The organism is Actinacidiphila sp. bgisy160 (assembly GCF_057707815.1).
Map to the genome: position 1 here is coordinate 1 of NZ_JBYIQW010000067.1, position 18061 is coordinate 18061.

At 71.7% G+C, this 18061-nt stretch carries 16 protein-coding genes and 2 pseudogenes; 12 read left to right on the forward strand and 6 right to left on the reverse strand.

All coding sequences use genetic code 11. The annotated features are described in order from the left end of the window. Positions 1 to 593: 593 nt before the first annotated feature. Entirely contained in the window at positions 594 to 1148 is a 555-nt protein-coding gene (locus AC3EUJ_RS32820) for a serine hydrolase domain-containing protein (RefSeq protein WP_431967892.1), read from the forward strand. Positions 1149 to 1264: 116 nt separating this feature from the next. Continuing rightward, the gene (locus tag AC3EUJ_RS32825; RefSeq protein WP_431967894.1) at positions 1265 to 2140 is read left to right on the forward strand and encodes an alpha/beta fold hydrolase; all 876 of its coding nucleotides are present in this window, start codon (positions 1265 to 1267) and stop codon (positions 2138 to 2140) included. A gap of 77 nt (positions 2141 to 2217) precedes the next feature. Here the strand turns inward: AC3EUJ_RS32825 and AC3EUJ_RS32830 are convergent, their stop codons facing one another. Continuing rightward, positions 2218 to 2805, reverse strand: coding sequence for a TetR/AcrR family transcriptional regulator (locus tag AC3EUJ_RS32830; protein ID WP_431967896.1), 588 nt, complete (start codon positions 2803 to 2805; stop codon positions 2218 to 2220). Positions 2806 to 2991: 186 nt separating this feature from the next. Between AC3EUJ_RS32830 and AC3EUJ_RS32835 the strand changes: the two genes are divergently transcribed. Further along, positions 2992 to 3432, forward strand: coding sequence for a VOC family protein (locus tag AC3EUJ_RS32835; protein WP_431967898.1), 441 nt, complete (start codon positions 2992 to 2994; stop codon positions 3430 to 3432). Between the two features lie 155 nt (positions 3433 to 3587). Here the strand turns inward: AC3EUJ_RS32835 and AC3EUJ_RS32840 are convergent, their stop codons facing one another. Further along, a complete protein-coding gene (locus AC3EUJ_RS32840) occupies positions 3588 to 4889 on the reverse strand; it encodes a cytochrome P450 (RefSeq protein ID WP_431967900.1) in 1302 nt (433 codons plus the stop codon). A gap of 1297 nt (positions 4890 to 6186) precedes the next feature. Between AC3EUJ_RS32840 and AC3EUJ_RS32845 the strand changes: the two genes are divergently transcribed. Further along, a complete protein-coding gene (locus AC3EUJ_RS32845) occupies positions 6187 to 6390 on the forward strand; it encodes a cold-shock protein (RefSeq protein ID WP_431946767.1) in 204 nt (67 codons plus the stop codon). A gap of 449 nt (positions 6391 to 6839) precedes the next feature. Here the strand turns inward: AC3EUJ_RS32845 and AC3EUJ_RS32850 are convergent. Then, positions 6840 to 7685 (reverse strand): annotated as a pseudogene (locus AC3EUJ_RS32850) (aldo/keto reductase); the annotation flags it as partial. A gap of 144 nt (positions 7686 to 7829) precedes the next feature. Here AC3EUJ_RS32850 and nhaA point away from each other — a divergent pair. The 5 genes from nhaA to AC3EUJ_RS32875 are packed head-to-tail and all read left to right on the forward strand — an operon-like array spanning position 7830 to position 10222. Then, positions 7830 to 9158 (forward strand): Na+/H+ antiporter NhaA, encoded by a 1329-nt coding sequence (gene nhaA / locus AC3EUJ_RS32855; protein ID WP_431967902.1) that lies wholly within the window; start codon positions 7830 to 7832, stop codon positions 9156 to 9158. Beyond that, positions 9158 to 9454 carry a hypothetical protein gene (locus AC3EUJ_RS32860; RefSeq protein WP_431967904.1) on the forward strand — a complete coding sequence of 99 codons (297 nt, stop codon included), beginning with the start codon at positions 9158 to 9160 and terminating at the stop codon, positions 9452 to 9454. The genes nhaA and AC3EUJ_RS32860 overlap by 1 nt, the downstream gene beginning before the upstream one ends. Before the next feature lie 8 nt (positions 9455 to 9462). Next, positions 9463 to 9627, forward strand: a complete 165-nt coding sequence (locus AC3EUJ_RS32865) for a hypothetical protein (protein ID WP_431967906.1) — start codon at positions 9463 to 9465, stop codon at positions 9625 to 9627. Between the two features lie 26 nt (positions 9628 to 9653). Further along, the gene (locus AC3EUJ_RS32870) at positions 9654 to 9950 is read left to right on the forward strand and encodes a hypothetical protein (RefSeq protein ID WP_431967908.1); all 297 of its coding nucleotides are present in this window, start codon (positions 9654 to 9656) and stop codon (positions 9948 to 9950) included. Positions 9951 to 9973: 23 nt separating this feature from the next. Then, positions 9974 to 10222 carry a S8e ribosomal protein gene (locus AC3EUJ_RS32875; RefSeq protein WP_431967910.1) on the forward strand — a complete coding sequence of 83 codons (249 nt, stop codon included), beginning with the start codon at positions 9974 to 9976 and terminating at the stop codon, positions 10220 to 10222. Here the strand turns inward: AC3EUJ_RS32875 and AC3EUJ_RS32880 are convergent. Continuing rightward, positions 10200 to 10561 (reverse strand): annotated as a pseudogene (locus tag AC3EUJ_RS32880) (arsenic resistance protein); the annotation flags it as partial. The gene AC3EUJ_RS32875 and the pseudogene AC3EUJ_RS32880 overlap by 23 nt on opposite strands. Positions 10562 to 10826: 265 nt before the next feature. On the opposite strand from AC3EUJ_RS32880, the gene AC3EUJ_RS32885 reads away from it, so the two are divergent. Both AC3EUJ_RS32885 and AC3EUJ_RS32890 read left to right on the forward strand, forming a co-directional pair. Continuing rightward, positions 10827 to 11438, forward strand: coding sequence for a TetR/AcrR family transcriptional regulator (locus AC3EUJ_RS32885; RefSeq protein WP_431967912.1), 612 nt, complete (start codon positions 10827 to 10829; stop codon positions 11436 to 11438). Positions 11439 to 11616: 178 nt separating this feature from the next. Beyond that, positions 11617 to 12636: a GlxA family transcriptional regulator gene (locus AC3EUJ_RS32890; protein ID WP_431967914.1), complete on the forward strand. Its 1020-nt coding sequence runs from the start codon at positions 11617 to 11619 to the stop codon at positions 12634 to 12636. 643 nt (positions 12637 to 13279) lie between these two features. Here AC3EUJ_RS32890 and AC3EUJ_RS32895 read toward each other — a convergent pair. After that, entirely contained in the window at positions 13280 to 16024 is a 2745-nt protein-coding gene (locus AC3EUJ_RS32895; protein WP_431967916.1) for a multifunctional oxoglutarate decarboxylase/oxoglutarate dehydrogenase thiamine pyrophosphate-binding subunit/dihydrolipoyllysine-residue succinyltransferase subunit, read from the reverse strand. A 417-nt stretch (positions 16025 to 16441) separates the two neighbouring features. Here AC3EUJ_RS32895 and AC3EUJ_RS32900 point away from each other — a divergent pair, with 417 nt between their 5' ends. After that, complete coding sequence (locus AC3EUJ_RS32900; RefSeq protein WP_431967918.1) at positions 16442 to 17593, forward strand: TDT family transporter; 1152 nt, start codon at positions 16442 to 16444, stop codon at positions 17591 to 17593. A gap of 50 nt (positions 17594 to 17643) precedes the next feature. Here AC3EUJ_RS32900 and AC3EUJ_RS32905 read toward each other — a convergent pair whose 3' ends face one another. Next, on the reverse strand, positions 17644 to 17952 hold the full coding sequence (locus AC3EUJ_RS32905; RefSeq protein WP_431967920.1) for a hypothetical protein: 309 nt from the start codon (positions 17950 to 17952) through the stop codon (positions 17644 to 17646). Between the last annotated feature and the right edge of the window lie 109 nt (positions 17953 to 18061).

Sequence of the window (18061 nt, forward strand, 5' to 3'; positions counted from 1 at the left end):
CACGACTGACCACGACAACCCGCCACCGGGACGGCGGGGAACGACGGCCCGCGCGCATACCCCATGCCCGGAGGGAGGCCCTGTCGGTGGAGAGCCCGTGCCGGCTCATCCCTGTGGCGGAGGCCGAGAAGCGTCCGTGCGGGCGAGACCAGGCATCCGCAAAGAGCCGACGCTTGAAGCACACCGAGTGGCCGACCGAGGCCGCCCCCATCAGAAAGAGCGCGGAATGCCCGACCAATCCTTGGTGGCACCGGCCGTCGTCGAACCACCCGTCGCAACGCAGTCGTCGCGGCGGTCCTGAGTGCCGGTGTACTCCTCTCGATCGCCCCCGCGGCGCATGCTCTCGGTCCCACGGAGCATCCGGCCGGTGTCAGGTCCGCCAAGCCGGCGCCTTCTGCCTCCCACGGCACCGCGGCACGGCGGCTCACCCCGGCGGTGCGCACAACTCGACCGTGCGGTCGCCCGGGTCATGCGTCAGGCGCGGGTCGCGGGCGCGGTCGTCAGCCTCTCGATACCCGGGAAGGGGAACTACGTGCGCGCCTTCGGAGTCGCGGACAAGCGCACCAAGGCCCCGATGTCCCCCCCGCGTCAACATGAGGATCGGCAGTGTCACCAAGACGTTCACCGCCACCGCGGTCCTCCAGTTGGTGGACCGGAAGACGGTGCGTCTGGACGACCCGATAGCGAAGTACGTGCGAGGTGTGCCCCAGGGACACCGCGTCACGCTGAGGCATCTGTTGGGGATGCGCAGCGGACTCGCGGAGTACATGGCAGATCCCGACTGGGGGAGGGCCTGGGCAACGAACCCGCACCGGAAGTGGAAGCCCTCCGAACTGCTTCCGTACGCCTTCAAGCACTCCCCGGAGTCCGCTCCCGGCACGAAGTACCAGTACCGCAACACCAATTACGTGCTGCTCGGAATGGTCGTGGAGAAGGCGAGTGGCGAGTCACTGGGGAGCCACCTGCGCCACCATGTGGCCGAGGCCGCCCGCCTGCGGCACACCGTCCTCCCCAAGGACGCCGAATTCCCCGCCCCGAACGCCCGTGGCTGCACCGGCGATCCGGTGAACGACACCGACAGGCCGACGCCCGTCATCTGCCCGCGATCGCACCGCACCTGCGCGGGGCGCGCACTCTCCGTGATGTGACCCACCGCTCGCCGCTCCGCGTTGCCCCCGGCGAGGTCTCCGTACTAGGTTCAGTAGACAGAACGTTCTATCTACTAAGCGCGCTGGCCTGCTGTCCGCATCCCTCTGGAGAAACGATGTCTCACCGTCGCCCCGTCCGACGTGCCCGTCTCGCCGCCGTGAGCGCGGCCGGCCTCGCCCTGGCCGCCGGCCTGGCCACGACCGCCTCCGCCACCCAGGACCATCACGCCAAGCCCGCGGGCAGGCCCGGGGTCAAGCCGACCGTCGTCCTCGTCCACGGCGCCTGGGCGGACTCCGCCGGCTGGACCGGCGTCGCCAAGCGCCTGCAGGCCGACGGCTACACGGTCGCCGCCCCCGCCAACCCGCTGCGCGGCCTGCGCAGCGACGCCGCCTACCTGGCCGACTACCTCAAGACGATCAACGGCCCCGTCATCCTGGTGGGCCACTCCTACGGCGGCGCCGTCATCACCAACGCCGCCACCGGTAATCCCCACGTCAAGGCTCTCGTCTACGTCGCCGCCTTCGCCCCGGACAAGGGCGAGAGCATCGCGGACCTGGTGGGCAAGTTCCCTGGCAGTCACCTCAGTGACGACCCCAACGCCCCCGTGCCCACGGCCCTGAACGCCGTCCCCTTCACCCAGGCCGACGGCGGTACCGGTGTCGACCTCTACATCAAGCCCGACAAGTTCCGCGACGTCTTCATGAGCAACCGCGTCAGCAAGAGCAAGGCCGCCGCACTCGCCGCCACGCAGCGTCCGCTCACCGCGCAGGCTGTCGGCGAGCCCTCCGCCACGACCCCGGCCTGGAAGACCATCCCCTCCTGGTACCTCGTCGCCCGCGACGACCGGGCGATACCCGCCGCCGCCGAGCGGTTCATGGCCGCACGGGCGCATGCCCGCACCGTCGAGGCCGACGCCCCGCACGCCGTTCACCTGACCGACCCCAAGGCGGTGACGCGCCTCATAGAGAAGGCCGCGACGACCACGCGCTGACCTACCTGCTGCCCGCCGGCCTGCTCCCTTCACGTAGGGGAGGGGGCCCGGCCGCGTTTCAGCAGCAGGGGGAAGCGTCAGCCGGCCGCCACGAGCGCGGCGACGCCGTGCTCCAGGACGGCACGCGCGGCCCGGGCGTCGCCGAGGTAGCCGGCCACCATCGCACCGTCCCGCATGGCCACCATGGCGTCGGCCGACCGCGGGGGATCGGCTGCCCCGAGCCGTTGGAAGGCACCCTGCAGCACCTCACGGAACCAGGCGCGGTGTCGCAGCACGGCCTGATGAACGGGGCTTTCGCGGTCCGGGTACTCAGCCGCGGCGTTGATGAACGGACAGCCCCGGAACCCCGCGCCGCAGACCTCCTCGCCTATGCCGTGCGCCACGGCGGCAAGGAAGTCGGCCGGCGAGACGATGACTTCTCCGGCCGCGCCGACCCGCCCCCGGATCGCCTGATCCGTGGCTTCGAGGTAGGCACGCACCAAGTCGTCCTTGCCCTCGAAATGCCGGTAGAAGGTGCCCCGCGCGACATCCGCCTCCGCCATGACGCGGTCCACCCCGATGGCCCGGATGCCCTCACCGTAGAAGAGCCTGCTCGCCGTGCTCAGCAACCGCTCACGGGCCTCGGACCGGCGAACCGGTGCGGATGCGTGCGTAGCCTTCGACATGACTGCAGTATAGAACGGTCTTTCTACTTCCGGTCTGGACGTTTGAGTGGGCGGCCGATGGTCGGTATCACAGGGTCCACGGCTCCGGAGTCCGGCGGTCCGCGGATGTCGAGAACGTGCCACCGGCTCCGTCCCAGGGACGTCAGCGGCCGCCACCGGCCGCACGAGGAAGAAGGAAGACCCAGCATGGCGATTCAGCGGATGGACAACGTCGGCATCGTCGTCGAGGACATGGATGCCGCCATCGCGTTCTTTGTGGAACTCGGTATGGAGCTGGAGGGCAGGGCGGAGGTCGAGGGCCCCTTCGCGGACCGGTGCACCGGACTCGACGGCGTCCGCTGTGACATCGCGATGGTCCGGACCCCGGACGGTCACAGCCGGCTCGAGCTGGCTAAGTACCGCAGCCCCGCGGCGATCAGCTCCGGGCCACGCAACCGGCCGCACAACATTTCGGGCACGCACCGCGTCATGTTCGCCGTCGACGACATCGAGGACACCGTTGCCCGCCTGCGCCCTCACGGCGCCGAACTCGTAGGCGGGATCGCCAGGTTCGAGGACAGCTATCTGCTCTGCTACCTCCGCGGCCCGGAGGGCATCATCGTCGGACTGGCCGAGGAACTGCGCTGAGTGAGAAGAGGGAACCGGACCGCTGGGGTCCCCGCGGCCCCGGCTCCGCGAGAGGGGATCGCGGCGCCCTGGCGTCACCGGCGAGGGCTGGTCACCGGGGCCGGCCGCCGGTGACGAAGCCTTGCCTCGCGGTGCGCGTGGACCGCTTCGTGCCCTCAACTCCTCAGGGTTGCACGCAGGCGCAAGCCGACGGTCGCGAGACCTCCGAAGGTGGCGACCTGGTAGCCGGGTCCCGGTCCGGGCGGCTCGCTCAAGCGGTACCGGCGGGCGGTCTGCGCGGTCAGGAGTGTCAGCATCGCCATGGCCAAGGCGGTTCCCTCGCAGCCGTGCGGCCCGGTGCCGAAGGCGAGGAAGGCCCCGGACGTCGCCGGGGAGTCCGGGTCATCGAGCCAGCGCTCGGGCTGGAACTCGTCCGGCTCGGGGTGTTCCCGCGCATCGCGGTGCGCGGTGTAGGGGCAGACGAGAACGGTGGACCCGGCGTCGATGGTGTAGCCGGCGAGCTGGGTCTCCCGCGTGGCGCGCCGGGTCAGCAGCCAGCTCGGGGGGTGCAGCCGGAGCACCTCGCGTACCAGTGCCTGGGTGTACCGCAGGCTGTCGAGGTGGGCGCTCGTCGTCGCGGCCGGGTCGGCGGGCAGCAAGGCCGCTTCTGCCGCGACGCGGTCCGCTGCCCGGGGGTGCCGCGCCAGGTGGAGGAGGATCCATCCTGCTGCCCGGGAAGGTGTCTCGAAGGTGGCGACGGTGATTCCGGGGAGGGTGTCGAGGACGGCCTCTTCCGGCAGCGGGCCGTGGCGGGGGGAGGACCGGAGCATCTGTCCCAGCATGTCGTCACCGAGCCGGCCCGACGCACGGCGCCGGCGGACGACGGGCCGCAGGGCGTCGGTGAAGGCGACTTGCTGCCGCGTGCGGAACCGCCGTGCCGGGGTGGGGATCCAGCTCGGCCATGCCCAGCGCGAGGGGCGTGCGAGCACCTCCCGGGCGAGGAAGAGCCGTGCGGCATACGGCAGCAGGGTCGGAGCGTCTTCGGAGAACAGGTAGTGCACACCTGTCTCCGCCAGGGTGTGCCGGAGCGGGGGCAGGATCTCGACGTCCTGGTCCGTGGGCCACTGGTCGGCGAATCGAGCGGTCCTGGGCGCGATCTCACCGATCCGGGCGGCAACCGCATGCGCGCGCAGTCCGCGCATGCGCGCGGCGTGAGCGCCCGCACGCTCCTCGGGAGTCGGCGCTCCGCTCGACCGGTTCAACGGCGGGAAGAGTGGCGAGGGTGCCTTGGGGAAGTCCCGCGAACGGCGCAGGACCGCTTCGCACGGCCCGGCCGCGGCGGCTACGTAGACACCCGGCTCCAGCTGCCAGACGTCCCCGCACTCCTCGGCACCGCGGCGCGCCACGGACAGTCGGTCGCGGCTCCAGGCGGCGAAGCCCCCCTTGGGCAACCGCGGCGGCACATTCGTCCGGCCCATGAGATCGTTCCTGGCTCTCGTATCCGTCCAGGCCGATGTCGTCGGCAGAGTATCGGAAGCCGGCGGGGGCCCAGGGGCGCCCGCCGGCGATGGGGTCAGGCTGAGTCGTCGCCAGCGTACGCATCCCACTCGTGGGCCCCGTACGCACCGTAATGGCGGGCGAAGGACAGCTTGCTGAGCAGCTTTGCGATCATGGTGCACTCCTCTCGCCTGTCTTCAGCAAGTACCACATGTCCCATGCTGCCACATATGATCTGCATGTCGGATGTGTCAATTCGGGGCATCGAATGGGTCGAGCGCAGGCAAAGAATGCGGGTGCTCGCGAGCCGAAATGGCAGCCGGCCGACGTCGTCCGGTGCCGGAGGGCACTACCGCCCCAGACGGTTGAGGTCCGGCGAAGCCGAGCTCTCTTCGGGGAGGGGGTGGTGCCGGCGGCAGCGGTCACCGTCCGCACGTGCTGCCATCACCGCCTCGCCGGCTTCCGCCGGGCCGTTGTTCCCTGCGGCCGTCCAGGCGAAGCACCACCACCGCGCATGGGGTTGCCTGATGAGCCGGGGTCAGATCCCGTGGCGTTGGTGAACGCGCTACCACACTGCACGGGAGGAAACCGGACGGCGGCCGACGGCGTCGTGCCGTACGGCCACTATGCCGCAGCACTCGTCAACTCGCCCGTAAGGTCCATCTGGTGGGACCGACGACGGTCGGCGCGGGGGCGGAACGATATCTCTGCTCCTTGGCCCAATCCTGTTGTTGAGGCGGTACCCCGGTGGAAAGATGCGCTGGTCATCGCCGGTGCTGCGCGGCTGCCGCTGCGTTCCGGTGCGTCTTGTGAGCTGGGTGGGGAATGTGGGGTAAGCGTGTCGCGGGCAGCCGCGGTGGTGTGTGTGCTCCTTGTGGCCGCTGTCGGTTGCGGGAACGGGGGCGGGGCGGGGGCGTCGCATGCCGGGAAGCGGAGCGCGGCGCCCGGGGTCTACGCGGTGTGCTGTGCCGGTGGTGTGCCGTCCGGGCCCGCACCTGGCCGTGCTCGGCGGCATCGGCGTCACGTCCGCGCTCGGCGCCCTGCCGGACCGGCACGAGGCAAGCGGATCAGGGCATGCCCACCGCCTGGTCGGACCCCGGGGAGCACGGCACGCGCTGCTCCGATGTGCGGGAAACACCTGAACGAGACGCCTGACACGCCCCTTATCGCTGGCGCGAGGGGGCGATCATCCGGTAAGTAAGGCCGGGGCCCCAGCAAAGGGACCCGACGGCGCACCATGGGGTGCGTCGTATCAGCAGCACGTGAGGGACGAACACAGTGGCATCTGGCGTCGTGAAGTGGTTCAACTCCGAGAAGGGCTTCGGCTTCATCGCACAGGACGGGGGCGGGCCGGACGTGTTCGCCCACTACTCCAACATCGCGGGCAACGGCTACCGCGAGCTCGTGGAGGGTGAGCACGTCACCTTCGACGTGACGCAGGGGCAGAAGGGCCCGCAGGCGGAGAACATCGTCCGCGGCTGACCGCGGCAGCGCAGCGCAGTCCGTCGTCGCATCCAGCGACGGCGGCTGCTCGCAGGCGTAGGGGGGCACGCCATCCCGTGCCGCCTCCGGGGGCTTCCCAGGCCACAGTTCGGCGCACAGCGCCCGCAGGGGCCCGTCAGGGCCTCGTATCGACCTCGCCTGGTGATCGTCCGGTTCGCGGACGCCAGTGATCACGACCGGCCACTGCCCGGCGGTCGGCGGGTGCGCGGCCCGGCGGCGTCGGGGAAGGTGTCCGTGGGGCGAGTTGCGCGCTCCGCAAGGTGGGGCAAGGTGTCTTCCGGTTCCCAGCCGGTGCTTGGGACGGGAGCGGGGCCGGTTCTGTCGGTGTAGGAGTGCGTGCGCCTGCCCGCGGTGTGCCAGGGACCGGACCACGTCCCCGGGCACACTGCCCCGGGCCCCTGGGGCTCAGGCCGCCGACCGGAGCCGGCGGGACGACGCCGGAGAGCGGTCTCGAGCAGGGCCGGGGGCCGGTATTCCTGGTCGAGCGCGGTGACGTCGGTGCCCGGCGGGACGATCTCGTCGATCCGGTCGAGGAGGTCGTCGGACAGCTCGACGTCGGCCCCGGCCAGAAGGTCGTCGAGGTGTTCCATGGTGCGCGGGCCGAGGAGCGCGGCGCTGACGCCCGGGTGGGCGATGGTGAAGGCCATGGCCAGGTGGGTCATGGGCAGGCCGGCCTCCTTCGCGAGCGGGACGAGCTGTTCGACGACGGATATGCGGCGCTCGTCGGACAGGTGACGGGAGAACTGGACGCGCTTGAGGTCGTTGTCACCGCCCTTGCGTACCCGGCCGGTCAGCAGGCCCTGGCCGAACGGGCCCCACACCATGACGCCCATGCCGTACTCCTGCGCGAGCGGCAGGACCTCCCGTTCGATGCCACGGTTCAGGATCGAGTACGGGGGCTGCTCGGTGCGGAACCGCTGCAGCCCGGCGTGTTCGGCGGCCCACTGGGCCTGGACGATCACCGAGGCGGGCGTGGTCGACGAGCCGATGGCGCGCACCTTGCCGGCTCTGACGAGGTCGGTCAGGACGGAAAGGGTCTCCTCCAGGTCGGTGTCCGGGTCGGGCCGTTGGAGCTGGTAGACGTCGATGTGGTCGGTGCCGAGCCGGTGCAGGGAGTTCTCGACGGCGGTGGTGATCCAGCGGCGGGAGGCGCCCCTCTGGTTGGGGCCCTCGCCCATGGGCAGGCCGACCTTGGTGGCCAGGACCACCTCGTCGCGGCGGCCCGTCCGCTTGCCCGCGTACCGGGCCCGGACGGCCGGGTCCTCGGCGTGGCCGCCCCTCGTGGGCTGGGCACGAGGCCGGCGCGCCGATAGGGTGTAAAGAACGCGTCAAAAGGGCGCGGGGTGTGCCGGGAAGTCTGGTCGGCGAACAGGGGCCGTGTGCCCATGTGCCGTCGACGCCCCGGAGGATGCCCCGCCATGCCCGCCGCCCCGCGCTCCCGCGCCCCCTTCCTCGGTCTGATTCCCCTCCCGGAGCGGCAGGCGGTCGCCCGGGCGTTGCGGACGGAGACGGTGGGCGGCCTGGTCCTGCTCGGCGCCGCGGTTCTTGCGCTGGTGTGGGCGAACAGTCCCCTGTCCGGAGCCTACGAGCAGATACGCGACTTCCATTTCGGGATCCCTGCGCTCGGCCTGGACCTGTCGGTCGGCCACTGGACCTCGGACGGGCTTCTGACCGTGTTCTTCCTGGTCGCCGGGATCGAGTTGAAGCGTGAACTCGTCGTCGGCGAGCTGCGCACCCCTGCCACTGCCGCGCTGCCGGTCATCGCCGCGGTCTGCGGCATGGCCGTGCCCGCCGCGCTCTATGCCGCCGTCGTGAGCGTCAGCGGCGGCAGTATGGACGGGTGGGCGGTTCCGATGGCCACCGACATCGCCTTCGCCCTGGCCGTTCTCGCAGTCCTCTCCACCCATGTGCCGGCAGCGCTGCGGGCCTTCCTGCTGACACTCGCCGTCGTCGACGACCTCGGCGCGATTCTCGTCATCGCCGTGTTCTTCACCTCCGACCTCAACCCCTACGCCCTGGCCGGAGCCTTCGCCGGACTCGTCGTCTTCTCCATCCTGCAGCGGCAGCGCGTTGCGGGCTGGTGGTGGTACGTGCCGCTCGGCATCGCCATCTGGGCGCTGATGTACAACGGCGGCGTCCACGCCACAGTCGCGGGCGTCGCCATGGGCCTGATCCTGCGCACCACCCGCGACAAGGGCGAGAAGACCTCGCCCGCGGAGCGCACCGGGCACCTGCTGCATCCCTTCTCCGCGGGCATCGCCGTGCCGCTGTTCGCCCTGTTCGCCGCCGGCGTCGGGATCTCCGCCGCTGCGCTGGGCGAGGTGTTCACCAGCCCCGAACCCCTCGGCGTGGTGGTGGGTCTGGTCGTCGGCAAGACGCTCGGGATCTTCGCCGGCACCTACCTCGCGGCCCGCTTCACCCGCGCCCAGCTCAACCCCGACCTGGCCTGGGCGGACGTCTTCGGCCTCGCCACCCTGGCCGGCATCGGGTTCACCGTTGCCCTGCTCATCGGCGAACTCGCCTTTCCCGGCATCGAGCTCGGTGAGCAGGTCAAGGTCGCCGTACTGATCGCCTCACTGGCCGCGGCCCTCCTGGCCGCGGTGCTCCTGCGCCTGCGCAACCGGGTCTACCGGCGCCTGTACGAGGAAGAGAACCGCGACGAGGACGCCGACGGCATCCCCGATGTCTACCAGCAGCAGGCCCCGGCGCCCAGCGGGCCGGACCGGCGCGACGGTACGCCGGGCTGATGGGTCGTGCCTTCCTGGCTCCCGCTGTCATCGCTGCCGCCCTGATGATCAGGACCGCGGTCGGCGAACTCCGCCATCCGGGCAGCGCCCGGGCCCAGTGGGACTTCGCCTCCAGCCGGCGCCCCCTGGCCGCCGGAGCCGTGACCGCCGCGGCGACCTGCCTGCTCGGCCGGCCCCAGACGGGCCCGCGGGTGCGGCCTGGGCGCTACCTGATCGGGACGCTCGCCGCACACCTGATCCATCACGGCACCCGCCGCCGCTGTCCACCACCTGAGCTCCATCCGACCGGAAGGTGAGCAACAGCGTGTCCGAACACCGCATCGGGACCGTCCTGGCGATCGCGGGAGCGTTGCTGTCCCTGGCCGGGGCCGCCCTGTACGTGCGGCCCGGCCCCGGCTTCCCCGTCCTGGTCACCGGGCTTGCCACGCTGACCACCGGCATCGTCATGACCGCCGCCACCCGCCGCTGAATTCGCACAGGAAGACCACGACGCCCGTGATCTGGCACTGGGCCGGCCTCGCCGCCTGCTCCCTCACTCTGCTTCCGACCGCGCTCGCCCTGCTCACCGGTCACGTGCCGCAGCGCCTGCGCTCCCGGCTCGGTCCGACGCGCCCGCGGGGCTGGGCCCTGCCGGCCCTCTGCAGGGCCGCGCCGCCCAACGCCGTCCCGCGGCTGGCCGGCGCCTCCCCCGGGCCGATCATGGCCGCGACTGCCGCCATCGGCGTGCCCGCCGTCGCAGGATGTGCGGGCACGGCCCTCGCGGCGCACCGGGCGAACAGGGCCGACGCGTGAGCGGGGCGACGCACCCCCGGCGCATGGCCGTCTCGGTCCTCCTGTGGTGGGCCGGACTCACGCTCGTGCTGTGGCTGCTGAGCCGGGTGTCGGGGCAGCCCGCGGGCCTTGCCGGGTGCGCGGCGTCAGCGGTGCTGCTGGTCGCGGTGGGCGAGGCCGGGGACTGGGTGCGTCGGCGGTGGCGTACGCACCGCCTGGGCCGGCCGGCGGCGAACCCTGGGCCGGCCGGCCCCCTGCGCACGCGGCGCGTCAGGAAGCGGCCGCAGCCATGAACTTCCGTCGCCAGGCCGGCGAGACGTACACCAGCGCCACCAGGACGGGCCCCTCGATGAGCGGGCGGACGACTTCGGACAGTGCCCTGGCCGGAGGTGACGCCGAAGTCGCGATGCCGACGGCGATGGCCGGCTCGAAGTTGTCGCCGGCCGCGGTGAAGGCGAGGGTGGCGGTGCGGTCGTAGGCCGGACCGATGGCCTTGCCGAGTGCGAAGGTGCGAACCGCATCACCGCGAAGTACACCGGCAGCGGCAGTGCGATCCGGACCACGTCCAGCGGCTGCGAGGTGATCGTCTTCGCCTGCAGCGCGATGAGGATGACGATCGTGAACAGCAGCCCGGGGTCATGTGCGGCTGGTCCGCCTTCGTTTCGTGCCGTGAGATGGGAACGCGGCCGGGCACCAGGGCGGTCGCGGCAATGGTGGACATCGGGCCCTCGCATGTGGACGTGCCGTCGACCGGGGCGGGCGGTCCCGGGGACTGCTTCGTTCGCCCGCGGGGCGTCAACCCAGTTGCTGCGCAGCCGGGTTACGAAGACGTGTGGGCACCCCGGCGAACCCCGTACCGTTGTTACAGGAGTAGGCGACCGGTCGTATGGTTTCCGCATGCGACCCACCAGCGATGCCAGAGAGAAGATTCTGAGCGCTGCCCACTCACTGTTCGAGCAACGCGGCTACTCCGCACCGGGGCTGGCGGAGATCTGCAGGGCGGCCGGAGTACCGAGGGGGAGCTTCCACTACTTCTTCGCCTCCAAGGAAGCGCTCGCGCTCAGCGTCGTCGATGAGCAGTGGAACGCGCAGCGGCGCATGTGGCTCCGTATCCTCGCGCCCGGCGCGGCGCCGCTGGTACGGCTGCGGATCCTGTTCGAGGCCACAAGCGTCCAGCAGCGTGAGGGACAACGGGATCGCGGCGCCGTCGCCGGCTGCGTGTTCGTCAACCTCGCCGTGGAGGTGAGCGAACAGACCCGAGTCGTCCGTGAACGCCTCCGGCAGATCTTCGAAGCACAGGTCGGCATGGTCGAATCCGTCGTCACCGAGGCCCGGCAGCGGGGCGAGGTGACCGTCTCCGACCCCCGGGAGGCCGCCCGGTCCGTGGTGGCGCAACTTGAGGGCCGGGTCCTGCTCGCGAAGCTGTACGACAACACGGGGCCACTCGGCCCGCTGTGGGCCAACTGCCTTGCGCTGCTGGGTGCCCGCCCGCAGGTGCCGGCCGCATGACGTGGACTGGGAGGTTCAGCCTCCCAGGAGAGAGCAAGCAGGTCGTGGCATCGGTGTGGGCGGCGGCCGCACGATCGCAGGTGGAAGGCCGGAGAGCGGCGCGGCGCCGTGCAGGTCGCCCCAGTTCTGGCTCAGGGGGCCCGGTGCCAGGCCGCGGCGCGTGATCGGGAGGTGCCCCATGTTGCACAAGCGCCCTGGAGCGGGTCCGCTCACGGTGAGGGTGTTCGTCTTCCCGGGGGTGCGGTTGCTCGATGTGACGGGTCCCATCGAAGTCTTCGCGTCGGCGAACGAGTGCGGCGGTCCCTATCGGGTGCAGATCGTGTCCGAGGACGGGGCGGACGTGGTGACCGCCGCCGGGACGCGACTCAGCGCGGACCTGTCGGTCGAGGACCTGCACGAGCCCTGCGACGTCCTGGTGATCCCGGGTGGCCCTGAGTGGGAGACCCTGATCAAGGACGACGCCCTGTTGGACGCCGTACGCGAACTGAGCCGGCAGGCCCGCTGCACGGCATCGGTCTGCACGGGAGCCTTCTTCCTGGCCGCGGCGGGGCTGCTCGACGGCCGGCGGGCGGCGACCCACTGGCGGCATACCCGCGAACTGGGCCTGCGCTACCCGTCCGTGAAGGTCGAGCCGGACGCCATTTTCGTGCGTGACGGGAAGATGATGACCTCCGCCGGTGTCACTGCCGGGATCGACCTGTCCCTGGCCCTCGTCGAAGAGCATTACGGGGCGAAGATCGCACGATCGGTCGCCAAGGACATGGTCGTCTTCATGCAACGGCCGGGCGGTCAGTCGCAGTTCAGCGCACGCTCGCGAGTGCCGCACCCGCGCCGGGAGATGCTCCGCGAGGTGCTGGACTCGGTCGCGGAGAACCCCGGGGCCAATCACTCACTGTCCGCGATGGCCCGCAGGGCGGGTGTCAGCGTCCGTCACATCACGAGGCTCTTCTACGACGAGGTGGGGACCAGTCCGGGGCGGTACGTGGAGCAGGTCAGGCTGGAGGCCGCCCAGGCGATGCTGGAGAGCGGTGACGACCCCACGGCGGTCGTCGCGCGGCGCACCGGATTCGGCTCACCCGAATCGCTCCGCAGGGCGTTCGTGCGACACCTGGGTGTGACCCCGGCAGCGTTTCGGGCCAGTTTCCGGACGACCGGTCTGGGCGCCGGCGACCTGAGCGCGACAGCGGGCTCGTCGTAGTCCAGCGGGCGTCTGCCGAGAGTGGATCTTGGTGGGAAAGGATCTCTGCGGCTCGTGGAGATCTGACGGACGCAGTGGGCCGTGCCGGAGCCGCTGCTGCCCGTGCGCAAGCAGGTCGGCGGCCGGCGATGTGGACCCGGCGGTAGTTGTTCGACGGCATACGATTCCGGGTCCGCACCGGCGTGCCCCGGCGGGACGTGCTCGAGCGGTACGGGCCGTGGGGCCGGGTGTATGACCCGTTCCGCCGCTCGCAGCGGGACGGCACCTGGCAGCGGGTCTCCACCCAGCTCCGGGCCCGGGCGGATGCGGGGGATCTGATCACCCGGGACCTCACCGTCGACGACACCGTCTGCCGGGCCCATCGGCACACCGCGTGGGAGCGAAACAGGGGGGAGGCTCCCGAGGAGCCGCCTGACGTTGTCATCACCGGGCCGGACGGCCACGGACTCGGACGCGCAGCGCGGGGACCCTGTCAACGACAGGCTGTGACCGGCCATTCGGTACGCCCCTCAGAACGGCGGTCACTCCGAACCGAAGCGTGGCCTGGGCTGAATCCGTTTTCCCGTCGGTCGTCCGGCCGCGGCCTCGAAGGGGGCACCCGGGGTCGGCCGGTACCCGTCCACTTGGCCACGTGCGGGGCCGGTCAGCGGAAGGCCGCCTCCACGAGCTCCTTCTGCTCGGCGGCATGCCGCCGGGCGGAGCCCACCGCGGGGGCTGAGGCGGGCGGCCGGCTGACGCATCCGAGGGGGCGGCCCGCCAGCCGTTCCACGTGCGGCCTCACGAACGACCACGCCCCCTGGTTCCCCGCCTCCTCCTGCACCCACCGCACCTCGGCAGCACGCGGGAAACGGGCGAGTTCCGCGCCGAGTTCTTCCTCCGGGAAGGGATACGGACGTTCCAGCCGGACGATCGCCGTGTCCCGCAGGCCGGCGTTCCGCCGATGGTCGTCCAGGTCGTAGAAGACCTTTCCCGAGCACAGCAGCACGCGCCGGACCTGGGCGTCCGCTCCCTCGTCCGGTATGACCGGGCGGAAGGAGCCCGTGGTGAACTCCGCCAGCCCGGAGACGGCCTCCTTCCTCCGGAGCATGGACTTGGGCGTGAACACCACCAGCGGCCTCCTGCCCTCCCCCAGCGCCTGCTGCCTGAGCAGGTGGAAGTAGTTGCCGGGCAGCGTCGGGACGGCGACGGTCATGTTCCCCTGCGCGCACAGCTGGAGGAACCGTTCGATCCTGCCCGACGAGTGGTCGGGCCCCTGCCCCTCCAGCCCGTGGGGCAGCAGCAGCGTCACCCCGGAGCGCTCTCCCCACTTCTGTTCGGACGACGCGATGTACTCGTCGACAACGCTCTGCGCGCCATTGACGAAGTCGCCGAACTGGGCCTCCCACAGGACCAGGGCGTCGGGCCGCTCCAGCGAGTAGCCGTACTCGAAGGCCAGGGCCGCCATCTCGGACAGCATCGAGTCGTAGGGGGAGAAGGCCGCGGCGCCCGGGCCGAGGCCGTTCAGCGGGGTGTGCTCCGCGCCGGTGCGCCGGTCGGTGAGCACCGCGTGACGCTGGCCGAAGGTGCCGCGGCGGGAGTCCTGCCCGGCCAGCCGCACCGGCACCCCCTCCATGAGCAGGGAGCCGATCGCCAGCGTCTCGGCCGTGGCCCAGTCGATCGTGCCGGCGTCCGGCATCGTGGTACGCCTGCGGAGTTGAGGCAGGACGCGCGGATGCACGGTGAAGTCCATGGGCTGACCGGTCTGGGCGGCGATGACGTGCCGGACGGTCGCCTCCGGGACGGCGGTCGGCACGCGAGGGGCGGTGTCGTCCCGGGAGACCGCCGCTGCGACGGGCCTCGGGGGGCCGGGCACCGCCGGGGCCCGCGTCTCGGCGAAGGCACGCTCCAGGCGCTCCCGGTAGTCCCGCAGGGCGCCTTCCACCTGCGACTCGTCGATGTCCCCCCGGTCGACCAGCGCCCGGGCGTACAGCTTGCGCACCGAAGGCCTGGCGTCGATACGGTCGTACATCGCCGGCTGGGTGATGGACGGGTCGTCGACCTCGCTGTGCCCGTGGCGCCGGTAGCAGACCAGGTCGATGACCACGTCCTTGTGGAACGCCTCCCGGTAGTCGAAGGCTGTGCGTGCGACCCGGACGACGGCCTCGGGGTCGTCCGCGTTGACGTGGAAGACCGGGGCGTCGACCGTCCGTGCCACGGCGGTGGCGTAGGTGCCGGAGCGGCCGTTGGCGGGCGAGGTCGTGAAACCGAGCTGGTTGTTGATGACGATGTGCACCGTCCCGCCGGTACTGTAGCCGGGCAGCCGCGACATGTTCAGTGTCTCGGCGACCACGCCCTGGCCGGCGAAGGCGGCGTCGCCGTGGACGACGACCGGCAGGACGGCGAACGCCTCGCCGTCGTCACCGGCCAGGTCCTGCTTGGCGCGCACGACGCCTTCGGCCACCGGCCCCACGAGCTCCAGGTGCGAGGGGTTCGCCACGACGGAGACGGCGATCGCGCCGCCGTCCAGGGCGCGGTAGGTCCCTTCCGCGCCGAGGTGGTATTTCACGTCGCCGGTTCCCTGGGCCGACAGGATGTCCACCGAGTTCTCGAACTCGTGGAAGACGTCCCTGTACGACTTGCCGATGATGTTGGCCAGCACGTTGAGCCGGCCCCGGTGCGCCATCCCGATGACGGCCTCGCCCACCCCGCGCCCGATGCAGCGCAGCAGCAGGGCGTCGAGCAGCACGATGGCCGACTCGCCGCCTTCGAGCGAGTAGCGCTTCTGGCCGACGTACTTGGTCTGCAGGAACGTCTCGAAGGCCTCCGCCGCTCCCAGCCGGTAGAGCACCTGCAGCTGCTGGGCCCGGTCCAGCCGGGGCGAAGGCGTCTCGATCCGCTCCTGCACCCAGCGGCGCTCCTCGAAGGTCTGGATGTGCATGTACTCGGTGCCCACCGTCCCGCAGTAGGCCTTGCGCAGGACGTCCAGCACGCCGCGCAACGTCATGGTGGTCCGGCCGGCGAAACCGTCGACGACGAACTCCACGTCCAGGTCCTCGTCCCGCAGCCCGAACGCCGTGATGTCGAGCTCCGGGTGCCCGGCCGACTGCCCGGCGGCGAGGGGGTCGGTTCCGGCCGCCAAGTGCCCGCGCACCCGATAGGCGTGGATGAGCGCGGCCACGCGGACGGCCTTGATCGCCGCGCCCTGCGCGTCTTCATTCCGGGCCGGCGGGCCCCCACGTTCCCGCCGGCCCGTCGCGGAGGCGGGGGAGACGAAGAAGTCCCTCCACTTCTCGTCGACGGACCCGGGATCGTTCAGGTAGCGCTCGTACTGTTCGTCCACGAGCCATTCGTTGAGGCCGAATTCCGGACCGTGCAGTACGGGCTCTTCGGCGCTTGATGTCGACGCCACTGTGTGGATCGCCTTCTTTCCTCATTCGGGACAGCCGATGGTGGGCGAGGCGGCAAGGGCCTCGGCGTCCGGCGCATCGCTCCCGGCGGGGAGCGCCCCCGTGGCCTGTCGGAGGGGGAAGCGCACCGCTGACCGTGTGGCACCTCCGACGCTAGGCCGGTGCCGGGCCGACGCGGAGGGCGGGGCATGCCGGGGGAGCGTCACATCAGGACCCCAGCGCGGCGTCCGATGCCCCGACGTCCTGAAGTGAGGGCTTCGTGGCACACGCTGTGATGGGGCGGAAGCCGGGCGTCACCGTAACGTCGTGAGGCCGACGAGCCGACGGCTTCGGCAGCGGTCCGTGGGCTGTCGGTCCGGTGTGCCGGTCTGCCGGTTGCCGTCGGTGATTCCCGATTCGAGAAAGAAGCGTTCTTCACCGTGACACCCCACCCCTGCGACACCCGGACACTCCCGTCCCACAACGCCCCGGGACCTCGGCACACCACCCATGCCCGTCCCCGGCTGCCCGCGATGGCCGGGACCCGGCGCCCGCACCTCGGCCCCAGCTGGTTCGCGTCCGTCATGGGCACCGGGATCGTCGCGAACGCCGCGGTGACGTTGCCGCGGAGCTCTCCCTGGCTTCGTGACGCGGCCACGGTGGTCTGGGCGGGAGCCGCGCTGCTGCTGGTCGTCCTGGGAGCCGGCTATGTTCGGCAGCGGGCCCTGCGGTCCCACGCCGCCCACCCGGCGCTGGCCCAGTTCCTCGGCGCGCCGCCGATGGCCCTGCTCACGGTGGGCGCCGGCGCGCAACTGCTCGGCCTGCAGGTGCTCGGAGCGCGTACGGCGCTGAACGTGGACTGGGTCCTGTGGTCACTGGGCACCGTCCTCGGCCTGACCACGGCCTGCGCGGTGCCGTACCTGATGGTCACCCGGCACCGCTTCGCCCCGGACGCCGCGTTCGGCGGCTGGCTGATGCCGGTGGTGCCGCCGCTGGTCTCCGCCGCGACGGGCGCACTGCTCGTCCCGCACGCACCCGCCGGACAGGCGCGGCTGGCCCTGCTGCTCGGTTGCTACGCCATGCTCGGACTCGGCCTGGTGGCGGTCCTGCTGGTGCTGGCGATGGTCTACAGCCGCCTGGTCCACCACGAGGCACCCACGGGAGCGGTGGTGCCCACGGTGTGGATCGGCCTGGGCGCCGTCGACCAGGCGGTGACGGCGATGGGCACGCTCGCCACCGCGGCGCCGAGCGCGCTGCCCGCGCCGTACGCGCGGGGCGCGGCGGCCTTCGCGCTGCTGGGCGGAATCGGCCTGTGGGGCTTCGCGATGCTGTGGCTGGCGCTCGCCGCGGCGCTGACGGTACGGCAGTTGCGCGCGGGGCTCCCCTTCGCGCCCACCTGGTGGTCCTTCATCTTCCCGCTGGGGGCCTGCGTCACCGGTACCGGTGCGCTCGCCACCCGCACCGGGTCCCAGCTCTTCGTCTGGGCCGCCGTCGTGCTCTACGTGCTGCTCGTGGCGGCCTGGGCGGTGGTCACGTGGCGCTCGCTGGCCCACGCCGTCGGACACGTCGGCCGGCGGGAAGCCAGGACGTGAAAGCCCCCGGGGAGCCGCCCGCCGTGAGCGGCTCCCCGGGGCCGGCCGGGTCAGGAGCCCGCGGGGTGACGCAGGGCCGGGGTTGATCCGCGCGCTCTGCAGCTGTGCGTGATGGGGTTTCTGCAAGCCGGCGTCGGTGATGTACGGGGAGTGCCGCGCAGCGCGGTGGCGGTGGGCGAGGTGAGCCCGTCGGCCGCCGTCAGCACGGTCGTCCTGGTGCCGTGCGGGTGGACGACCTGGATGTGGTTCGCGGCGTTGACCGCGGCCGGCACCACGTCGGAACGGTCGCTGAGGGGGGCGCCGGAGCGGGTGACCGGCACCCGTAGCAGCGTGCCCGCGCTGAAGTTCGCCCCCCACACGGGCGCCGTCGTGGAAGCGCAGGCCGTTGGCGCCGAACGCCTCGGCATCCGGGACCGGCGCGAGAGCCTGGTCGGTGAGCCGGGGCGGCGCCATGCCGCCTGCCGTGGG

Excerpts from the sequence above, each read along its gene's own strand:
- AC3EUJ_RS32820 (WP_431967892.1), top strand. The coding sequence starts at position 594 with ATGAGGATCGGCAGTGTCACCAAGACGTTCACCGCCACCGCGGTCCTC.
- AC3EUJ_RS32825 (WP_431967894.1), top strand. The coding sequence starts at position 1,265 with ATGTCTCACCGTCGCCCCGTCCGACGTGCCCGTCTCGCCGCCGTGAGC.
- AC3EUJ_RS32830 (WP_431967896.1), bottom strand. The coding sequence starts at position 2,805 with ATGTCGAAGGCTACGCACGCATCCGCACCGGTTCGCCGGTCCGAGGCC.
- AC3EUJ_RS32835 (WP_431967898.1), top strand. The coding sequence starts at position 2,992 with ATGGCGATTCAGCGGATGGACAACGTCGGCATCGTCGTCGAGGACATG.
- AC3EUJ_RS32840 (WP_431967900.1), bottom strand. The coding sequence starts at position 4,889 with ATGGGCCGGACGAATGTGCCGCCGCGGTTGCCCAAGGGGGGCTTCGCC.
- nhaA (WP_431967902.1), top strand. The coding sequence starts at position 7,830 with ATGCCCGCCGCCCCGCGCTCCCGCGCCCCCTTCCTCGGTCTGATTCCC.
- AC3EUJ_RS32860 (WP_431967904.1), top strand. The coding sequence starts at position 9,158 with ATGGGTCGTGCCTTCCTGGCTCCCGCTGTCATCGCTGCCGCCCTGATG.
- AC3EUJ_RS32875 (WP_431967910.1), top strand. The coding sequence starts at position 9,974 with ATGGCCGTCTCGGTCCTCCTGTGGTGGGCCGGACTCACGCTCGTGCTG.
- AC3EUJ_RS32885 (WP_431967912.1), top strand. The coding sequence starts at position 10,827 with ATGCGACCCACCAGCGATGCCAGAGAGAAGATTCTGAGCGCTGCCCAC.
- AC3EUJ_RS32890 (WP_431967914.1), top strand. The coding sequence starts at position 11,617 with ATGTTGCACAAGCGCCCTGGAGCGGGTCCGCTCACGGTGAGGGTGTTC.